This is a genomic window from Bradyrhizobium aeschynomenes (assembly GCF_013178945.1).
Classification (GTDB): Bacteria; Pseudomonadota; Alphaproteobacteria; order Rhizobiales; family Xanthobacteraceae; genus Bradyrhizobium; species Bradyrhizobium aeschynomenes.
In genome coordinates this window covers 160,752-177,035 of the sequence record NZ_JABFDM010000009.1, presented here as the reverse complement: position 1 = coordinate 177,035, position 16,284 = coordinate 160,752, and the positions used below count along the sequence as shown (strand labels likewise).

The window sequence follows — 16,284 nt, the reverse complement described above, 5'->3', positions numbered from 1 at the left end:
GTTGGGCGTTGCCTCCCCACCCACAGCCGTCATCGCCCGGCTTGACCGGGCGATCCAATTTTCCAAAGACGCCAGAGGCTCCATGAGAGACCGCGGCGTACTGGATCACCCGCTTTCGCGGGTGATGACAGTGGTGGAGATCGCGACATCCACAGCAAAGCGATGGACCTTTCGCGGGTGATGACAGCGGAGGCGGTGGCGACAGGATCGAATGCGGCGGCCTGGGGTTGTTCCAGGAGCGCCCAAGCTCGCGAGGCCCCCCCAACCCCCGACCAACTGCGATACCCCTCCCCCCTTCCTTGGCCCTCGCTTTGGCGCTAAATGCACTGCACAAGCTGCCCCGGAGGCGGCCATTTCAGCCTGACCAGATCACGCGCAACGTCGCCCCTATTCGAGAGAAACGTCTCATCATGACCCGTATCGACGCCCATGGACTGAAGATCGCCCCCGTCTTGTTCGACTTCATCGCCAAGGAGGCCGCGCCCAAGACGGGAATCGATCCGGACGCGTTCTGGGCCGGCGTCGCCGCGATCCTGCGCGATCTCGGCCCGAAGAACCGCGAGTTGCTCGCGTTCCGTGACACGCTGCAGGACAAGATCGACGCCTGGCACCTCGCCAACAAGGGCAAGGCTTTCGACCTCGGCGCCTACACGGCGTTCCTGAAGGAGATCGGCTATCTGCTGCCGGAGCCGGCGACCCACAAGGTCGAGACCGCCAATGTCGACGAGGAGATCGGCAAGATCTGCGGCCCGCAGCTGGTGGTGCCGCTGACCAATGCCCGCTACGCGCTCAACGCCGCCAATGCACGCTGGGGCTCGCTGTACGACGCCTTCTACGGCACCGATGCCATCCCGCATGATCCGAGCGAGGGTGGAAAGGGCTACAACAAGGCCAGGGGCGACAAGGTGATCGCCAAGGCCAAGGCGTTCCTCGACGCGGCCGTGCCGCTCGCCACCGGCAGCCACACCGACGTCACCGCCTACAGCGTCATCGCCGGCCAGCTCTCGGCCAAGCTCAAGAGCGGCAACGCCACAGCGCTCAAGGACGCCGCACAATTCGCCGGCTATCAGGGTTCGGCCGAGGCGCCGTCGGTGATCCTGCTCGCCAACAACGGCCTGCACATCGAGGTCGTGATCGACCGCAGCCACGTGATCGGCAAGGACGATCCCGCTGGCGTGTCCGACATGATCCTCGAGGCCGCGGTCTCGACCATCCTCGACATGGAGGACTCGGTTGCCGCCGTCGACGCCGAGGACAAGGTGCTGGTCTATCGCAACACGCTCGGCCTGATGAACGGCACGCTGTCCGCCGATTTCGAGAAGGGCGGCAAGACGCTCACGCGCGCGCTGAACAGCGACCGCAGCTACACCACGCCATCGGGCGGCACGCTGACCCTGCATGGCCGCAGCCTGCTGCTGATCCGCAACTGCGGACACCACATGTTCACCGACGCCGTGCTCGGCGCCGACGGCGAGGAGATTCCGGAAGGCATCCTCGACGCCGCCGTGACCGGCCTGCTCGCGATCCACGACCTCAAGGGCAACTCCAAGACCAAGAACAGCCGCACCGGCTCGATCTACATCGTCAAGCCGAAGATGCACGGTCCCGACGAAGTGGCGCTGACGGTGGAGCTGTTCGCGCGCGTCGAGAAGCTGCTCGGCCTGCCGGAAAACACCATGAAGGTCGGCATCATGGACGAGGAGCGCCGCACCACGGTGAACCTGAAGGCCTGCATTCAGCAGGCGTCCAAGCGCATCGTCTTCATCAACACCGGCTTCCTCGACCGCACCGGCGACGAGATCCACACCTCGATGGAAGCGGGTCCGATGATCCGCAAGAACGAGATGAAGGCGCAGCCCTGGATCAAGGCGTACGAAGACTGGAACGTCGACATGGGCCTGATCGACGGCCTGCCCGGCCACGCCCAGATCGGCAAGGGCATGTGGGCGGCGCCGGACAAGATGGCCGACATGCTGGCGCAGAAGATCGGTCACCCCTCGGCCGGCGCCACCACCGCATGGGTGCCGTCGCCGACCGCGGCCACGCTGCACGCTTTGCACTATCACCAGGTCAACGTGCACGCCCGTCAGGACGAGCTCACCAAGGGCGGCCCGCGCGCCAAGCTCGGCGACATCCTCACCATCCCGGTGTCGAACTCCAACTGGGCGCCGGACGACGTCCGCCAGGAGATCGACAACAACTGCCAGGGCATTCTCGGCTATGTCGTGCGCTGGATCGATCAGGGCGTCGGCTGCTCCAAGGTGCCCGATATCCACGACGTCGGCCTGATGGAAGACCGCGCGACGTTGCGCATCTCCAGCCAGCATCTCGCCAACTGGCTGCACCACGGCGTGGTCAGCAAGGACCAGGTGATGGATTCGCTGAAGCGCATGGCCGTCGTCGTCGACAAGCAGAACGCCGGCGACCCGCTGTACCAGCCGATGGCGCCCTCGTTCGACGGCGTCGCGTTCAAGGCGGCCTGCGACCTGGTGTTCGAGGGCCGGACCCAGCCGAACGGCTACACCGAGTACATCCTCACCGCGCGGCGGCGCGAGGCGAAGGCTCAGGCCTGACACTGCAAAGCCCCGGCGATCAGCCGGGGCTTTTTTTGATCTGCAGGAGGTAACATGATGCTAGTTCATATCACCGCGATGTAGCGCAGCAGCGAGATCACGCCCAGCACGATCACGATCACGCGGCAGATCTGCTTGGCCCGGCCGTCGAGCGGCAGCAGGTTGATCAGATACAGGATCAGGATGACGACGAGGAACGTGACGAGAGCACTGATGAGCATGAACGACCCCTCTGCAAGGCATGGACTGCGGTTGCCGACCTAACCCGCCTGTCGAGCGTTGGTTCCGTGCCCGGAACTTGGGCATGAGAGGCACTGGTCCCGTAGTTCTACCGAGTCGAAGCGACGGCCGAATCTTTACCGTTGGCCCGCAAAATCCCTGAGCTTTCAAGGATTCAAGAGACCGCCATGCTGAACCGCCTGACCATCTCCTCACTGCTGAAGACGGTGATCGTCACGGCCGCCCTTGCCGTCATCACCCTGTTTTCGCTCAACGCCTGGACCTCCTGGAGCAGGCTGCAATCCGCCCAGCGGATCGCGCGGGTGGCGGAGGTGTCGGGCGTCGTGTTCAAGGCGATGAACAGCATGCGCAGCGACCGTTCGACGACGATCAGGGTGCTCAACGCGGACCAGGCGATGGATGCCGACACCGAGAAGTTCCTGCGCTCGGCCCGCGACATCTACGTGCCGGCGCTGAACCGCAGCCTCGATCTGTTGAAGAGCATCGCTTTTGCGCAAGCGCAGGCCCTGATCGCCGATCTCGACCGGCTCAACAAGACCATCACGGCCGAGCATGCCGAATTCTGGATCGAGATCGTCAAGCCGAAGGCCGCCCGCCGGGCTGGCTTGGCGAAGGAATATGGCGAGACGTTCGACGCACTGCTGGCGCTGCTCGACAAGATCTCGGTCAATGTTGCCGCCAGCGTCAACCACCAGAGCGCGACCGTCGACCAGTTGCTGATGATCAAGCAGATGGCCTGGCTGATGCGCAACACGGCCGGTGAAGCGTCGCTGGTCGTCAGCAACGGACTGACCACAGGCAAGGTCTCCCCGGACGCGGTGCTGGCCTACAACAAGCTGGTCGGCGGCATCGAGACCGGATGGAAGGCCGTCCAGCTCGCCACCGCCGGCATGGAGATGTCCCCCGCGCTCTCTGCCGCCATGTCGACCACGGAGAAGGCCTATTTCACCCCGGACTATGCCGGCCTGCGCGAGCGCCTGCTGGCCGCGCTGCAGAAGGGCGAGAAGCCGGAGCTGACCGCCTATCAGTGGAGCCCGTTTTCGGTGAACAAGATGACGAGCGCCGTCGCCCTGGCCGAGGCGGCGCTCGACGCCGCCAAGGAGCATTCCAGCGCGCAGCAGAGCGCAGCGACGGAGTCGCTGATCCTTCAGCTTGTGCTGCTGCTCACCGCCCTGGTCCTGAGCGGCGCGGCCATGGCTGCCGTCACCGGGCGCGTCATCCGTCCGCTGCACCGGATGCGCGACGCCATGCTCGCGGTCGCAGGTGGCGACCTCAGCGTCGACACCGGCTACACCAATCGGCAGGACGAGATCGGCGCGCTGGCCAATGCGCTCGAGACATTCAAGCAGCAGGCGCAGGACAAGCTCGCGATCGAAGCCCAGGAGCGCGAGCGCAACGCCGCAACCGCGACGCGCCAGCGCGCGATCGAAGCCTATGTCGCCGAGTTCGAGGGACTGGTCCGCAAATCGCTCGACCAGCTGGGCCGGGCCTCCACCGACATGCAGGCGACGTCGGCCAGCCTGACCAACGTGTCGCGGCAGACCAACGCCCGCGCCGAGGTCGCCGAGAAGGCCTCGAACGACGCCTCCATGAGCGTGCAGACGGTCGCCTCCGCCGCGGAGCAGCTCAACGCCTCGATCGCCGATATCAGCAAGCAGGCCTCCCATGCCGCGGGGATCGCCAGCCGTGCCGTCGAGCAGGCGCGCATGACCGATGGCACGGTGCAGGGCCTGTCGCAGTCGGCGAACCGCATTGGCGAGGTGGTCGGACTGATCAACAGCATCGCCTCGCAGACCAACCTGCTGGCGCTCAACGCGACCATCGAGGCGGCGCGCGCCGGCGAGGCCGGCAAGGGCTTTGCGGTGGTGGCCTCCGAGGTCAAGACACTGGCGAGCCAGACCGCCAAGGCCACTGACGAAATCTCCGAGCAGATCTCCGACATTCAGCGCGTCGCCAACGACGCGATCGACGCCATCCAGCGCATCGGCGGCATCATCGGCGAGGTCAACGAGGTGGCCACCGCGATCGCCGCGGCTGTGCAGGAGCAGGGCGCGGCGACCCAGGAGATTTCACGCAGCACCCAGTTCGCGGCCGACGGCACCAAGAACGTCTCCGACAACATCACCGGCGTGAAGTCGGATGCCGACGCGGCAGCGGCTGCGGCGGAGAACGTGCGGCATGCGTCGGAGACGCTGGAGCACCAGAGCAGGAGCCTCGGCCATCAGGTCACGGACTTCCTGGGCAAGATTCGGGCGGCCTGACGACTTGTGGAGATCACTCGGATTTAACTTGTTACCACCTAGCACACCGGAAGACCCGGAGAGTTCGAGAGACCCATGCTTAGTCGCTTCACCGTCGCCGCGATCCTGAAGACCGTCATCACCATTGCCGCGCTGATCATCATCGGCACCTTCGCCTGGAATTCGTGGGAGTCATGGCGGCGGCTGCAGGTCACCGGCAACATCCTCAAGGTCACCGACGCCTCGGCATTCCTGTTCACGGCGATGACCAACCTGCGCAGCGACCGGTCGACCACGCCCCGCGCGATCAATGCCGAACAGGCGATGGAGCCGGCAGCCGAAAAATATGTGCGCTCACTGCGCGACACCGAAATGCCCGCGCTGGCGCGCGCCCGCGAGCTGCTGCCGACGATCGAATTCGCGCAGAGCCAATCCCTCATCCCGGAGCTCGAGCGGCTCGAGAAAGCGCTTATTGGCTATCAAACCGAGTTCTGGAGCGAAGTCGCCAAGCCGAAATCCCAGCGTCGCCTGGCGCTCGCAGATAATTATGTGCAGACGGTCAGCGCGCTGCTGACGACACTCGACAAGATCAGCACGGCGCTGGTCACCAGCGTCAATCATCAGGATGCGGCCATCGACCAGTTGCTGTCGATCAAGCAGTTCGCCTGGCTGCTGCGCAGCGTCGCGGGCGAGGCGTCGTCGATCGTCGGCAACGCCATCAATTCCGGCAGCATCTCGCCCGAGAACCAGCTCGCCTATACCAAGCTCATGGGTGGAGCCGAGGCGAGCTGGACGGCGCTGCAGCTCTCGACGAGCGGCATGGAGCTGCCGCCGGCCCTCTCGACGGCACTCAAGGCGGCGCAGACCGCCTATTTCGAGCCGCAGTATACGGGGCTCGCAGACCGGCTCGTTGCTGCGGTCGTCAAGGGCGAGAAGCCGGAGATCACGACCACGCAATGGAGCCCGCTCGCGGTGGGGCGCATGGCCACGGCGATCACCGTCGCGGATGCCGCGCTCGATGCAGCGAAACAGCAGGCCAGCGCCCAGAATGCCGCCGCTCTGCGCTCGCTACTGCTGCAGTCCGCGCTGCTCATTCTGGCCATCATCGCCGCAACCGGCGCCATCATGGCTATCAGCGGGCACGTGATCGTCCCGCTCCACACGATGCGCGATGCAATGCTGAAAGTGGCCTCGGGCGATCTCGCCGTCAACACCGGCTACATCCAGCGCCAGGACGAGATCGGCGCGTTGGCCCGTGCGCTCGAGACGTTCAAGCAGCAGGCGCAGGACAAGCTTGCGATCGAGGCTCAGGAGCGCGAGCGCAATGCCGCCACGGCCGCGCGCCAGCGCGCGATCGAAGCCTATGTGGCCGAGTTCGAAGGCCTCGTCGGCGCGTCCCTGGAGCAGCTCGGCCGGGCTTCGACCGACATGCAGGCGACGTCGGCGGGCCTGACCAACGTGTCCCGGCAGACCAATGCCCGCGCCGAGGTGGCCTCGAAGGCCTCGAATGACGCGTCGATGAGCGTGCAGACCGTCGCGTCCGCTGCGGAGGAGCTGAACGCCTCGATCGCCGACATCTCCAAGCAGGCCTCGCATGCGGCGGGGATCGCCAGCCGCGCCGTCGAGCAGGCGCGCATGACGGATGGCACCGTGCAGGGCCTGTCGCAATCGGCCAACCGCATCGGCGAGGTCGTCGGCCTGATCAACAGCATCGCTTCGCAGACCAACCTTCTGGCGCTGAATGCGACCATCGAAGCCGCGCGCGCCGGCGAGGCCGGCAAGGGTTTTGCCGTCGTCGCCTCTGAGGTGAAAACATTGGCAAGCCAGACCGCGAAGGCGACCGATGAGATCTCGGAGCAGATCGCCGACATCCAGCGGGTCGCCAACGATGCGATCGACGCCATCCAGCGCATCGGCGGCATCATCGGCGAGGTCAACGAGGTCGCAACCGCCATTGCCGCCGCCGTGCAGGAGCAGGGCGCAGCCACGCAGGAGATTTCGCGCAGCACGCAGTTTGCCGCCGACGGCACCAAGAACGTGTCCGACAACATCACCGGGGTGAAGTCGGACGCGGATGCGGCTGCGGCCGCGGCGGAGAACGTGCGCAACGCCTCGGAGACGCTGGAGCACCAGAGCAGGAGTCTCGGCCATCAGGTCACGGACTTCCTCGGCAAGATCCGCGCGGCCTGATGCCGCGCCGTGCTCAGTCCGATGCCATGACCGGCGCGCGCTCATATTTGGCGCGCAGCGCCGCCGGCGCCGGCGAGAAGTTGAGCTCGGCGCTCTTGCGGCCCGCGCTCCGGTTGGCGACCTTCAGGCCGTCCTCGCTGGCAACGACGTCGCCCTTGCGCAGGGTCGGGTCGTTGTCGATCGACACTTTGGCAAGGCCGAAATGGTCCTTGCCGTTGCAGGTGCAGCCGTCGAGCACCTCGGTCCGATACTTGAACGCGTTGGGCAGTGCCGAATACGGCCTGCCGCCGTCAGTCTCGGCGCTATCGATCGTGCTGCCATACACGACCTCGGTCTTGGACGCCGGGCAGAAGCTGTTGCACGTCGCCTCCTTGCTCTGGTCGCCGGTGGCGCCGAGCGGGAAGTAGCGGCCATCACAGGTGCGTACGCACCAGGCGACGCTGCTGCTGCCGCCGCGGTACGTGACATCTCCCCGCGGCGCCGGGCGTGGCGCCGGCGGCGCCTCATCGGCGAACGGCATGCGGATATAGGGCTGCGGCGCCGGCCGCGCGTGGAAGCCGCCGAACAGCGCGGAGAAGAAATCCTGCGCACGGGCGGCGCTCGGCGCAGCCAGCGCACCCGCGCCGACCACGGTCGCGAGCGAGATGATTGCAAGGGCCCTTCGGCTGGTCATGAACGCACTCCTAGATCAGTTGACGGCGGCCACCGGCAGCGACATCGCCTGCCGGCCGGAGGGCAACGACGTCACGCGCGGCACGCGACCGGCGCTTGCCTGCAGCGACGCATTCTTCGGCAGCACCACGACCTTGGTGCCGACCTGCACGCGGCTGAACAGGTCCGAGACATCCTCGTTGGTCAGGCGGATGCAGCCGGAGGACACGAACCTGCCGATCGTCGTCGGATCGTTGGTGCCATGGATGCGATATTCGCTCGAGCCGAGATACATCGCGCGGGCTCCGAGCGGATTGCCCGGACCGCCGGCCATGAAGCGCGGCAGATAGGGCTGACGCGCGATCATCTGGGCCGGCGGATGCCAGTCCGGCCATTCCGCCTTGCGCGAGACCGTCTGCACGCCCGACCAGGTGAAGCCTTCGCGCCCGACGCCGACGCCATAGCGCAACGCACGGCCGCCGCCGAGCACGTAGTAGAGATAGGTGTTGGCCGTATCGATGATGATCGTGCCGGGCGCCTCGCGGGTGTCGAGCGTGACGATCGTGCGGCGCAGCCGATCAGGCAGCAGGCTGTCCTCATCCTGGCTGGCCGCAGGCGCAGTCTGGTCGTCCGGCGGAAACATCTGCTGCTCGACCGGCGCATAGCCGAGGCTCTGCGCGTGAGAGGCGGTCATACCCGGTGCCAGCAGGAGCGCGGCGGCGATGGCGATCGTCGATGCGGTTCGCCGCGCGCGGCAGCGTTGACCGGAAACGAGGTTTGTCATGGGATGCCCCCTATAGACCAGCACCGCGAATGCGATGCGCAATTGCCTCAACAAACGCGAGATGGGCCGCCGCAGTTCCGGCCGCGATGTGGTCGCGCTGCGTCAGTCAAGCGCGGCAGCTCTCACGTTCTCGCGACGGAACCCCACGCCCCTTCGACGGTTGAGCGAATGTAGAACGTCATCACGCGAGGCGCGCGCGAACGGGTCCATCGGGCAATCATGGTGCATGTACTTCCCACCGAGCGGCTGCTCGCCAGCGGCAAGGACGGCTCTGCCCTGAACGAAAGCCGCCATGATCTGCCTCCGGTGATCAAACGGGCGGAGGTCGTCGCCGTCGCGCTCGTCATCGTCACCGCGATCTGCGTGACCGGTGTCCTCTATGTCGCCCGAGGATTCTTTCTGCCGATCGTCATGGCGTTCGTCGTCGGCACCATGCTGTCGCCCGCCGCCAATTTTCTCGAGCGCCATCGGGTGCCCCGCGGCGTGGGGGCCGTGGTGATCGTGATCGCCGTAGCGGCCGGGCTCGCCTTCATCATCGGCCTGATCTCGGCACCGGTGCTCGACTGGACCAACCGCCTTCCCGAGCTTGCCGCAACGCTCAAGGCGAAGCTGCACGTATTCGATCGGCCGCTGGCGCTGTGGCACGAGATGCAGGCCGCGATCGGTGGCGGAAGCTCGCAGGTCGCGACCAGCCTGGAGCTGCCGAAGTTCGACTGGGTGCAGCCGACGATCGAATTCCTGTCGCCGACCTTCACCGAATTCCTGCTGTTCTTCGCCACACTGGTTCTGTTCATCGCGAGCTGGCGCGATCTGCGCAGGACGCTGATCATGACCTTCGCCGATCACGAGGCCCGGCTGCGGACGCTGCGAATCCTCAACGAGCTCGAGCTGCACCTCGGCAACTACCTGCTGACGGTCACGCTCATCAACACCGGGGTCGGCATTGCGGCCGGGCTCGCCTGCGCGATCGCAGGCATGCCGAATCCGGCCGGCCTCGGCGCGCTGGCGGCGACGCTGAACTTCATCCCGATCATCGGCCCGATCGCGATGTTCGCGGTGCTGGTCGTGGTGGGCGTCATCGCATTCCCGACCCTGAGCGGCGGCATGGTCGCCCCGCTCATCTTCGCCGTCATCACCTTCATGGAGGGCCACTTCGTCACGCCCACCATCATCGGCAGGCGCCTCGCCCTCAATGCCCTCGCCGTCTTCATTGCATTGGCGTTCTGGACATGGCTATGGGGACCGATGGGCGCCTTTCTCGCGTCACCGCTGCTGATCGTCGGGCTCATCGTCAAGGAGCACCTGCTGCCGGACGATTCGCCGCAACTGCCTGCGGACTGATTCGGTTTCGGCACCGGGAACTTCGGCCGAAACGATGCGTTTGCCGAAAGTCCGCACACCAGCTTGCTCCGGGAGCCTCCCATGCCATCGACCAATGGTGAGACCGCGTTGAAAGATCTCGCCGACAAAGCGAACTATGAACGCCTGCAGAAGGATGTCCACGCCGTGAAGAACGATATCGCAGCCCTCACCGAACAGATCACCGACGCCCTCAACGCCTTCGCGGGTCAGGCCGGCAAGCAGGCCCGCAGCGGCTATCGCCAGGCGCGCGAGAACATGGACCAGACGTTCGACGACATGTCCGAGCGCGGCGGCGCCATGCTGGGCGCGGCCCAGGATGCGGCAAACTCTCTCGAAGAGCGGCTGGAGGACGTGATCTCACAACGGCCGCTCGCGACCGTCGGACTTGCGCTCGGTCTCGGCTTCCTGATCGGCGTGACCTGGAAACGCTAGGCTGCGCAACCCCGCGACGCCACCTCCGAACGAATCAATCGGCGCCGCTCGCGGCGCCGATTCGAGTTTATCGGCCAGCCATCGAGAGACGAGGGAGAAGTCACATGCTTCATCGCATGATCGCAGAGGTCAAGGAATCGACCGGACACACCGTCAGGCTGACTTCTCTTGCGTTGGCGGCCGCAGTCGGACTGTTCATTACCACCTGCTTCCTGTGCGCGGCGGCGTTCGTCGCGGTGCTCGAACGCTACGGCCTCGTCGCAGCCTGCCTGACGGGAGCGGCGATCTTCTTCGTCGTGACGTTGATTGCTGCAATCAGCTACATGGCGCGCAAGCGCACGGTTGCAAAGCATGCGCCGCGGCCGGCGGAGGCGGCACGATCTGCGGCTCAGTCGCTTCTCGCTGATCCGATGCTGCTCGCCAGCGGCCTGCAGGTCGTACGCATGATCGGGGTCAAACGGCTTGTTCCCCTTCTCGCTGTGGGAGGCTTGGCGCTTGGCCTCCTGGTCCGCAGCCAGATGGCGAACGAGGCGGAGCCGGCCGAGTAACGCGCGGTGAGTTGCCGGAAAGCACCTTGTGCAAGATCACGTCGTGGTGCCGTCGTCAGCCGAGTTGACGACGGTGGACCATGTTTCAGGTGATGCAGCGGCCCGGCTGCAATCGCTTGGCGATTTCCGTGAGCACGGAGACGGACGGCTCACAGGCGACCGGGCGCTTTGCTTCCCGTCTTTCGGTCTCGGTGGTGATGATCTGAGATCCCTGCGGGGGCGCTACCTGGCGGCCGGGCGTCGCCGCGCCGGTGAGTGGCAAGCGCAGCAGGAACGAGGTATCTGCGAACGCTGCAAGCTTGATGGAAACGGTTTGCGTGCGGGTGGAATCCACCAGTGCAGCAGCCCGATCAGTCTTGTTCGCCCGGTTCACATTGTCCACGACCGACGCCGTCTGGGGCTGGCTCGCGGCCTGCACAGGAAGTCCAGAGGCAAGATCATGCCCCGAGGCAAATTGCATCGCACCAACGAGCAAGCCGGACGCTGCGAGTGTGCCCAGAATGACAACTTTACCTGTCTGCGACATTGTCTCTGCTCCCCTCGCCTGCAGGCGATCGGCATTTCCAACGTTAGTCGCACGGGGTGGGTTCTCGGACGGGCAAATCACTTAACCGTGTCTTAACAGGTCCGACCGGCGAAAATATTCGGCGCTTCCAGGAACGACTTCAGGGGTCGTGCGTCATCAAGGCAGCCGGTTATTCCCCCTGCCCCATTGACCGGCGACGCGGGGCACCGCCGTGGTGATGCCGGCGGTGCCCCGCATCTTTTCGGTCGCACGGCCGAAACCGCTGTTCCAACCCGCTTGTTCGACGTCCTATGCTTGCCTGCGTGTCATGGGGCGCTGACGCACCCTTTTGTGTATCGGGTGGGATAGATGAGCATGTTGCGGGGAGCCGGCACAGCGCTGGCAATTGCGATGATCGTACCCGGGATCGCTGCGGCAGAGGGCACCAAGGACGTCTGGATCAAGAGCCTCAGCGTCAAGCTGACGGCGCAGCGGCGCTATCCGCCTCAGGCCACGGGCCAGGGCGGGACCGCGAGAGTCGTCTTCCACATCGACCGCTCCGGACATCTGCTCTCTGCAGCGCTTGCCGAAAGCGCTGGTGACCCGGCCCTCGACAAGGAGGCGCTGGCGATCGTCGAACGGGCTCAGCCATTTCCTCCCCCACCACCCGATGTGGGCGAAGACACCTTGACGCTGCGCGTACCCATCGTCTTCCCGCCAAGACCGAAGTCGAACCTCATCGAGGACATCGGACCAGACGACGCCGCACTGAGGGCGAGATTGAAGGGCGTTTGCCGAGGATGCTGATCGACCTCTTACGGCAATGCGTCGCAACAAAAACGGCGCGCTCCGAAAAGCGCGCCGAAGATAGTCTAGCCTCAAATCCGCTATCGGGCTGCAACGATTAGGCCGCCGGCTTCGGCATCCTGTTGCGCGAGTTGCGCTGGAAGAACAGCGCCTGGCTGGCAACAGCCGAGACCATGGCAGGCTGGAACGGCTTCGAGATCAGGAACGCCGGCTCCGGCCGCTCACCGGTGAGGAACCGCTCGGGGTAGGCGGTGATGAAGACGACGGGAACCTCGAACGTTCGCAGGAGCTCGTTGACGGCATCGAGGCCGGACGAGCCGTCGGCGAGCTGGATGTCGGCGAGGATGAGACCGGGCTTCTTATTCTTCGCCAGCGCGACCGCATCCGAATGGGTGCGTGCGACGCCGATCACGTTGTGACCGAGATTCTTCACCAGGCTTTCAAGGTCCATTGCGATGAATGTCTCATCCTCGATGATGAGCACGTCGGTCGCGATCTCAGCTGCCAGCTCCCGGCCGGCGGCGTCGGCCAGCCGGCGGGTCTCGGCGACGTCGATGTCGAGAATGAACGACACCTCCTCTTCCGGAAACCCCTCCAGGGAGAGCAGCAGGAACGCCTGGCGGGGGAGTGGAGTGATATTGGATAGCCGGCGCTCGGGTGGCATTGGCAACGTCGCCACTTCGGCGTCGTCGTTGAGTGCGACCGAGTTCCAGATCTGGGTAAACAGCCGGAACAGGCCTGCGCGGGGACCGTAACGCTCGTCCAGCAAGGCCGGATCCTGGATCAGAGCCTCCAGCATCGCGCCGACGTAAGCGTCTCCTGAACCCTGACTGCCCGTGAGGGCACGCGCATACCGGCGCAACAGCGGCAAATGTTCAGCAACTAGCTGTGATCGGCTCATCCCCACTCCATTCGGTATTCTGGGCTTCCCGCCCGGGTTCCGTGATGAGCTGATTACGCCTGAAACGAACAAAAGTTCCCCAAACGCGTGGAACTTTTAACGCCCGGTTGCATTAGTTCCCGATCAGACCCCCTCGATGGCGAGGATAATTCTTGAAGCTTCAGGGACTTAACTCTCGGGGAAACGTGGAAAAGGTCATGAAAGATGTAAAGTCTCAAGCCAGCAAGAATGCGGCACCGCGCAAGCCCGGCGGACTCAACGCGGAGATTCAATCCAGGATCGGTCATCAACTCCGCGCGATGTACGACGATGTCGTTCGTCAGGGGGTTCCGGACCGCTTCACGGATCTGATCCGCAAGCTTGATGGTCCGGCAGCACAGTCCCACGTAGAGAACGGCGGGGGATCCACCGACCAGAACGACGGGAGGGAGTGAATGCCTCTCACTGATTCTTTGCGGGACGATATCCTTGCGGCCGTCCCAAGCCTCCGTGCATTCGCGATTTCCTTGAGCGGTAATAGCGATCGCGCCGACGACCTGGTGCAGGAAACCCTGCTCCGGGCGCTGGCCAACATCGACTCGTTTCAACCGGGTTCGAATCTGCCCGCGTGGTTGTTTACGATTTTGCGCAACCTGTTCCGTTCCGACTACCGAAAACGGCGGCGCGAAGTTGAAGATGCCGAGGGCAACTATGCCAAGACGCTCAAGACGCATCCCTCACAGGGCGCTCACCTCGAGTTCGAGGAGTTTCGCGCAGCACTGGAAAAGCTGCCTCAGGACCAACGCGAAGCGCTGATCCTGGTCGGGGCTTCCGGCTTCTCCTACGAGGATGCGGCAGCGATCTGCGGCTGCGCCGTCGGTACGATCAAGAGCCGCGTGAACCGCGCGCGCTCGAAGCTTGCGGCCCTGCTCTATGTCGAAGGCGCCGAGGATTTCGGCCCCGACGAGACCGTGCGGGCCGTGATCGGCGGCAGCGGCGGCTGATCGCCGACGCAGTGTTGAGCAGAACACGAAGAGGCGGCTCTCGAACGGGGCCGCCTCTTTCGTCGTTTCGCGAATTTGGTCTCCTGCTCCGCCTGAAAGGCACGGCGGCGATCAACGCGGGGGATGCACCGGCGCGGAAAACTGCTCGGTGCGATCGCGCTCGGTCATGTCGATCACCGTGTGCATCGGCGCAGTCAGCTCGTAGACGTAGCTCGCCTCGGTGAAGAACCGCTTCGACGTGCCGCCGAGCGCCTCGGGCGCAACCCGATCGAGCAGGATCAGGCCGAAATCACTGTCCGGCCGCCGCGTTGCCTCGCTGGTGTTGCACTCCTCCCAGCGGAAATGGAACACGGCATTCGGCTCCTCGCCCGTCACCTCCCACTTCGCGGTGATATGCGGGTGCTTGCCGACCAGTGAAAGTCCCTCGTCGGAATGCGAGGCGAGTTCGAAGAACAGCAGCGACAGGCTCTGCGCGGCGCGCGCGCTGACGGTGATGTCGGGTCCGGTGACCGCGATCCGCTCGGCATGCGGAATGGCCCGGGCTTCGAACAGGCCGCGCAGCTGGACGCCCTGCCATTGGCTCTCGCTCAGCAAGGTGACCACGTTCGACATCGCATGGATGCGACCGATCAGAAGCTCGCGGGCCACGTCGATGTCGCTGCCATGACGCAGCGTGCGGGTCACGATCGACTGGATCACCGCCAGGATGTTCTTGACCCGGTGATTCAGCTCGTCGATGACCGCCGTCAACCGCCGTTCGAAGCCGATCCGCACCTGAATTTCACGGCTGAGCCGCAGATTGTTGTAGGCGACATAGCCGAACAGGCCGCAGATGATGCCGGTCAGTGCGAGCCCGATCACACCGACGATGGCTGCCGTCTGCTGGGCCCGGCGCACGGAGTTGCTTTTGGCGTAGTAAACCAGCGACCAGTCGTGATTGCCGAAGGTCACGGTGCGCGTCGACGACGGCACCGGATCGTCCGGTCCGCGGGTCCGGCTGCTGACCGCCCCCTGATCGTTCGCGACCAGCTCGTCCGAGGCATTGCGCGGGTCCTTCAACGCGACCGAGAACAAGGACAGGTCGTCATTGGTCAGGAGCAGCGGCCCGATCTCGTAGGAAAAGGTCACGAAGCCCGCCGGGGCGGTCGCCCCCTGCGGGACCACCGGAGCCGCCAGGACGATCCCGACGGGACCATCGGGGCGCAACAGCGGTGTGGGGTCGGAGGCCACCGGCTTGCCCTCCGCCATCGCCCGCGCCAGCATCGGCCCGACGATGGGCTGCCGGTCGAGTGCCATGCCGGGAAGCTTCGAGGTCTCGGAATTGCGTGGCTCGAGATCCATCAGCACGTCGATCGGGCGATCGACGTTGGGGCCGAGCGGGGTATCGTCGAAATTGCGGATGGTCGGGTTCGGAAATCCGGCCTGACGCAGCTCCGCTTCTGCGACGGTAAGCTCGTCCGGGCGCAGCCGCGCGATCCAGGACGCGACCACGAAATCGGTCTTGAAGGCGTAGATCGACGAGCGCAGCGGCTCCAGCATGTTGGCCTTGATCACGGACGGCGCCCTGAACAGGCCCGAGGCCACCCGGGCCAGCAGCTCGCGCTCGGTCAGGCGGTCCTGGACCAGGCTGGCATGGACGTCGATGGCACGCGCCAGAGCGATGCGGTCGAGCGCCAGTTCCTGGTCGTGAACGCGATACGCAGCCAAACCGGACAACGCCGACCCGAGCAGCGCAATCACACCGATGATGACACCCAGCCGCAGCACTCGTTCACTCTAAGGTCAAGGGTTGGCGAAGGAGGAAACGAGTCATCCAATAACCGGGCCTGCTACTCAAGTAACGCGCGCCTTCGGGGCGAGCGAAAGTGATCGGATCTCGGCGGAAATCCCAGGATACCGGCCATCCATGAGCCGTTCATGCACCCTTGGCAAGGCGCACCCCGGGTCGAGGCAACATCCGGGAGCCCAAGTTGTTCCGGCTTGTTGAGGCTTTTTTGCGTCTACTACACCGGCGCTTCGGTGTCGGCCTTCGCCGCCCTTATTCGCGAGTTCTCCTCGCCGAGGTCAA

General features: G+C 65.0%; 15 protein-coding genes. 9 read left to right on the top strand and 6 right to left on the bottom strand.

Features of this window, described 5'->3' with window-relative positions:
• Positions 1-410: 410 nt before the first annotated feature.
• Positions 411-2,573 carry a malate synthase G gene (locus HL666_RS24690; RefSeq protein WP_172134440.1) on the top strand — a complete coding sequence of 721 codons (2,163 nt, stop codon included), beginning with the start codon at positions 411-413 and terminating at the stop codon, positions 2,571-2,573.
• Between the two features lie 65 nt (positions 2,574-2,638).
• Here the strand turns inward: HL666_RS24690 and HL666_RS24685 are convergent, their stop codons facing one another.
• Positions 2,639-2,794, bottom strand: a complete 156-nt coding sequence (locus tag HL666_RS24685; RefSeq protein ID WP_172110058.1) for a Thivi_2564 family membrane protein — start codon at positions 2,792-2,794, stop codon at positions 2,639-2,641.
• 186 nt (positions 2,795-2,980) lie between these two features.
• Here HL666_RS24685 and HL666_RS24680 point away from each other — a divergent pair, with 186 nt between their 5' ends.
• Positions 2,981-5,074: a methyl-accepting chemotaxis protein gene (locus HL666_RS24680; RefSeq protein WP_172184096.1), complete on the top strand. Its 2,094-nt coding sequence runs from the start codon at positions 2,981-2,983 to the stop codon at positions 5,072-5,074.
• 75 nt (positions 5,075-5,149) lie between these two features.
• A complete protein-coding gene (locus tag HL666_RS24675; RefSeq protein ID WP_172184095.1) occupies positions 5,150-7,243 on the top strand; it encodes a methyl-accepting chemotaxis protein in 2,094 nt (697 codons plus the stop codon).
• A gap of 13 nt (positions 7,244-7,256) precedes the next feature.
• On the opposite strand, the gene HL666_RS24670 is transcribed toward HL666_RS24675, so the two are convergent.
• Together HL666_RS24670 and HL666_RS24665 are read right to left on the bottom strand one after the other, a co-directional pair.
• Positions 7,257-7,916, bottom strand: coding sequence for a DUF2865 domain-containing protein (locus tag HL666_RS24670; protein WP_172184093.1), 660 nt, complete (start codon positions 7,914-7,916; stop codon positions 7,257-7,259).
• 15 nt (positions 7,917-7,931) lie between these two features.
• Entirely contained in the window at positions 7,932-8,678 is a 747-nt protein-coding gene (locus HL666_RS24665) for a L,D-transpeptidase (protein WP_172110062.1), read from the bottom strand.
• Positions 8,679-8,900: 222 nt separating this feature from the next.
• Between HL666_RS24665 and HL666_RS24660 the strand changes: the two genes are divergently transcribed.
• The 3 genes from HL666_RS24660 to HL666_RS24650 all read left to right on the top strand — a co-directional run bounded on the left by HL666_RS24660 (position 8,901) and on the right by HL666_RS24650 (position 11,020).
• Complete coding sequence (locus tag HL666_RS24660) at positions 8,901-10,019, top strand: AI-2E family transporter (protein ID WP_172110063.1); 1,119 nt, start codon at positions 8,901-8,903, stop codon at positions 10,017-10,019.
• Positions 10,020-10,100: 81 nt separating this feature from the next.
• Complete coding sequence (locus HL666_RS24655) at positions 10,101-10,472, top strand: ElaB/YgaM/YqjD family protein (protein WP_172110064.1); 372 nt, start codon at positions 10,101-10,103, stop codon at positions 10,470-10,472.
• A gap of 104 nt (positions 10,473-10,576) precedes the next feature.
• Entirely contained in the window at positions 10,577-11,020 is a 444-nt protein-coding gene (locus HL666_RS24650) for a hypothetical protein (RefSeq protein ID WP_172184091.1), read from the top strand.
• An 85-nt stretch (positions 11,021-11,105) separates the two neighbouring features.
• Here HL666_RS24650 and HL666_RS24645 read toward each other — a convergent pair whose 3' ends face one another.
• On the bottom strand, positions 11,106-11,546 hold the full coding sequence (locus HL666_RS24645; protein ID WP_172110066.1) for a hypothetical protein: 441 nt from the start codon (positions 11,544-11,546) through the stop codon (positions 11,106-11,108).
• A gap of 354 nt (positions 11,547-11,900) precedes the next feature.
• On the opposite strand from HL666_RS24645, the gene HL666_RS24640 reads away from it, so the two are divergent.
• Positions 11,901-12,332: an energy transducer TonB family protein gene (locus HL666_RS24640; protein WP_246741620.1), complete on the top strand. Its 432-nt coding sequence runs from the start codon at positions 11,901-11,903 to the stop codon at positions 12,330-12,332.
• 97 nt (positions 12,333-12,429) lie between these two features.
• Here HL666_RS24640 and HL666_RS24635 read toward each other — a convergent pair whose 3' ends face one another.
• Complete coding sequence (locus tag HL666_RS24635; protein ID WP_172110561.1) at positions 12,430-13,233, bottom strand: response regulator; 804 nt, start codon at positions 13,231-13,233, stop codon at positions 12,430-12,432.
• Positions 13,234-13,430: 197 nt separating this feature from the next.
• Here HL666_RS24635 and HL666_RS24630 point away from each other — a divergent pair, with 197 nt between their 5' ends.
• Both HL666_RS24630 and HL666_RS24625 read left to right on the top strand, forming a co-directional pair.
• Positions 13,431-13,667, top strand: coding sequence for a NepR family anti-sigma factor (locus tag HL666_RS24630; RefSeq protein ID WP_172110067.1), 237 nt, complete (start codon positions 13,431-13,433; stop codon positions 13,665-13,667).
• Positions 13,668-14,216, top strand: coding sequence for a sigma-70 family RNA polymerase sigma factor (locus HL666_RS24625; RefSeq protein ID WP_006612137.1), 549 nt, complete (start codon positions 13,668-13,670; stop codon positions 14,214-14,216). It abuts the gene before it with no gap.
• Between the two features lie 111 nt (positions 14,217-14,327).
• On the opposite strand, the gene HL666_RS24620 is transcribed toward HL666_RS24625, so the two are convergent.
• A complete protein-coding gene (locus HL666_RS24620) occupies positions 14,328-15,983 on the bottom strand; it encodes a CHASE domain-containing protein (RefSeq protein ID WP_172184087.1) in 1,656 nt (551 codons plus the stop codon).
• Positions 15,984-16,284: the final 301 nt, after the last annotated feature.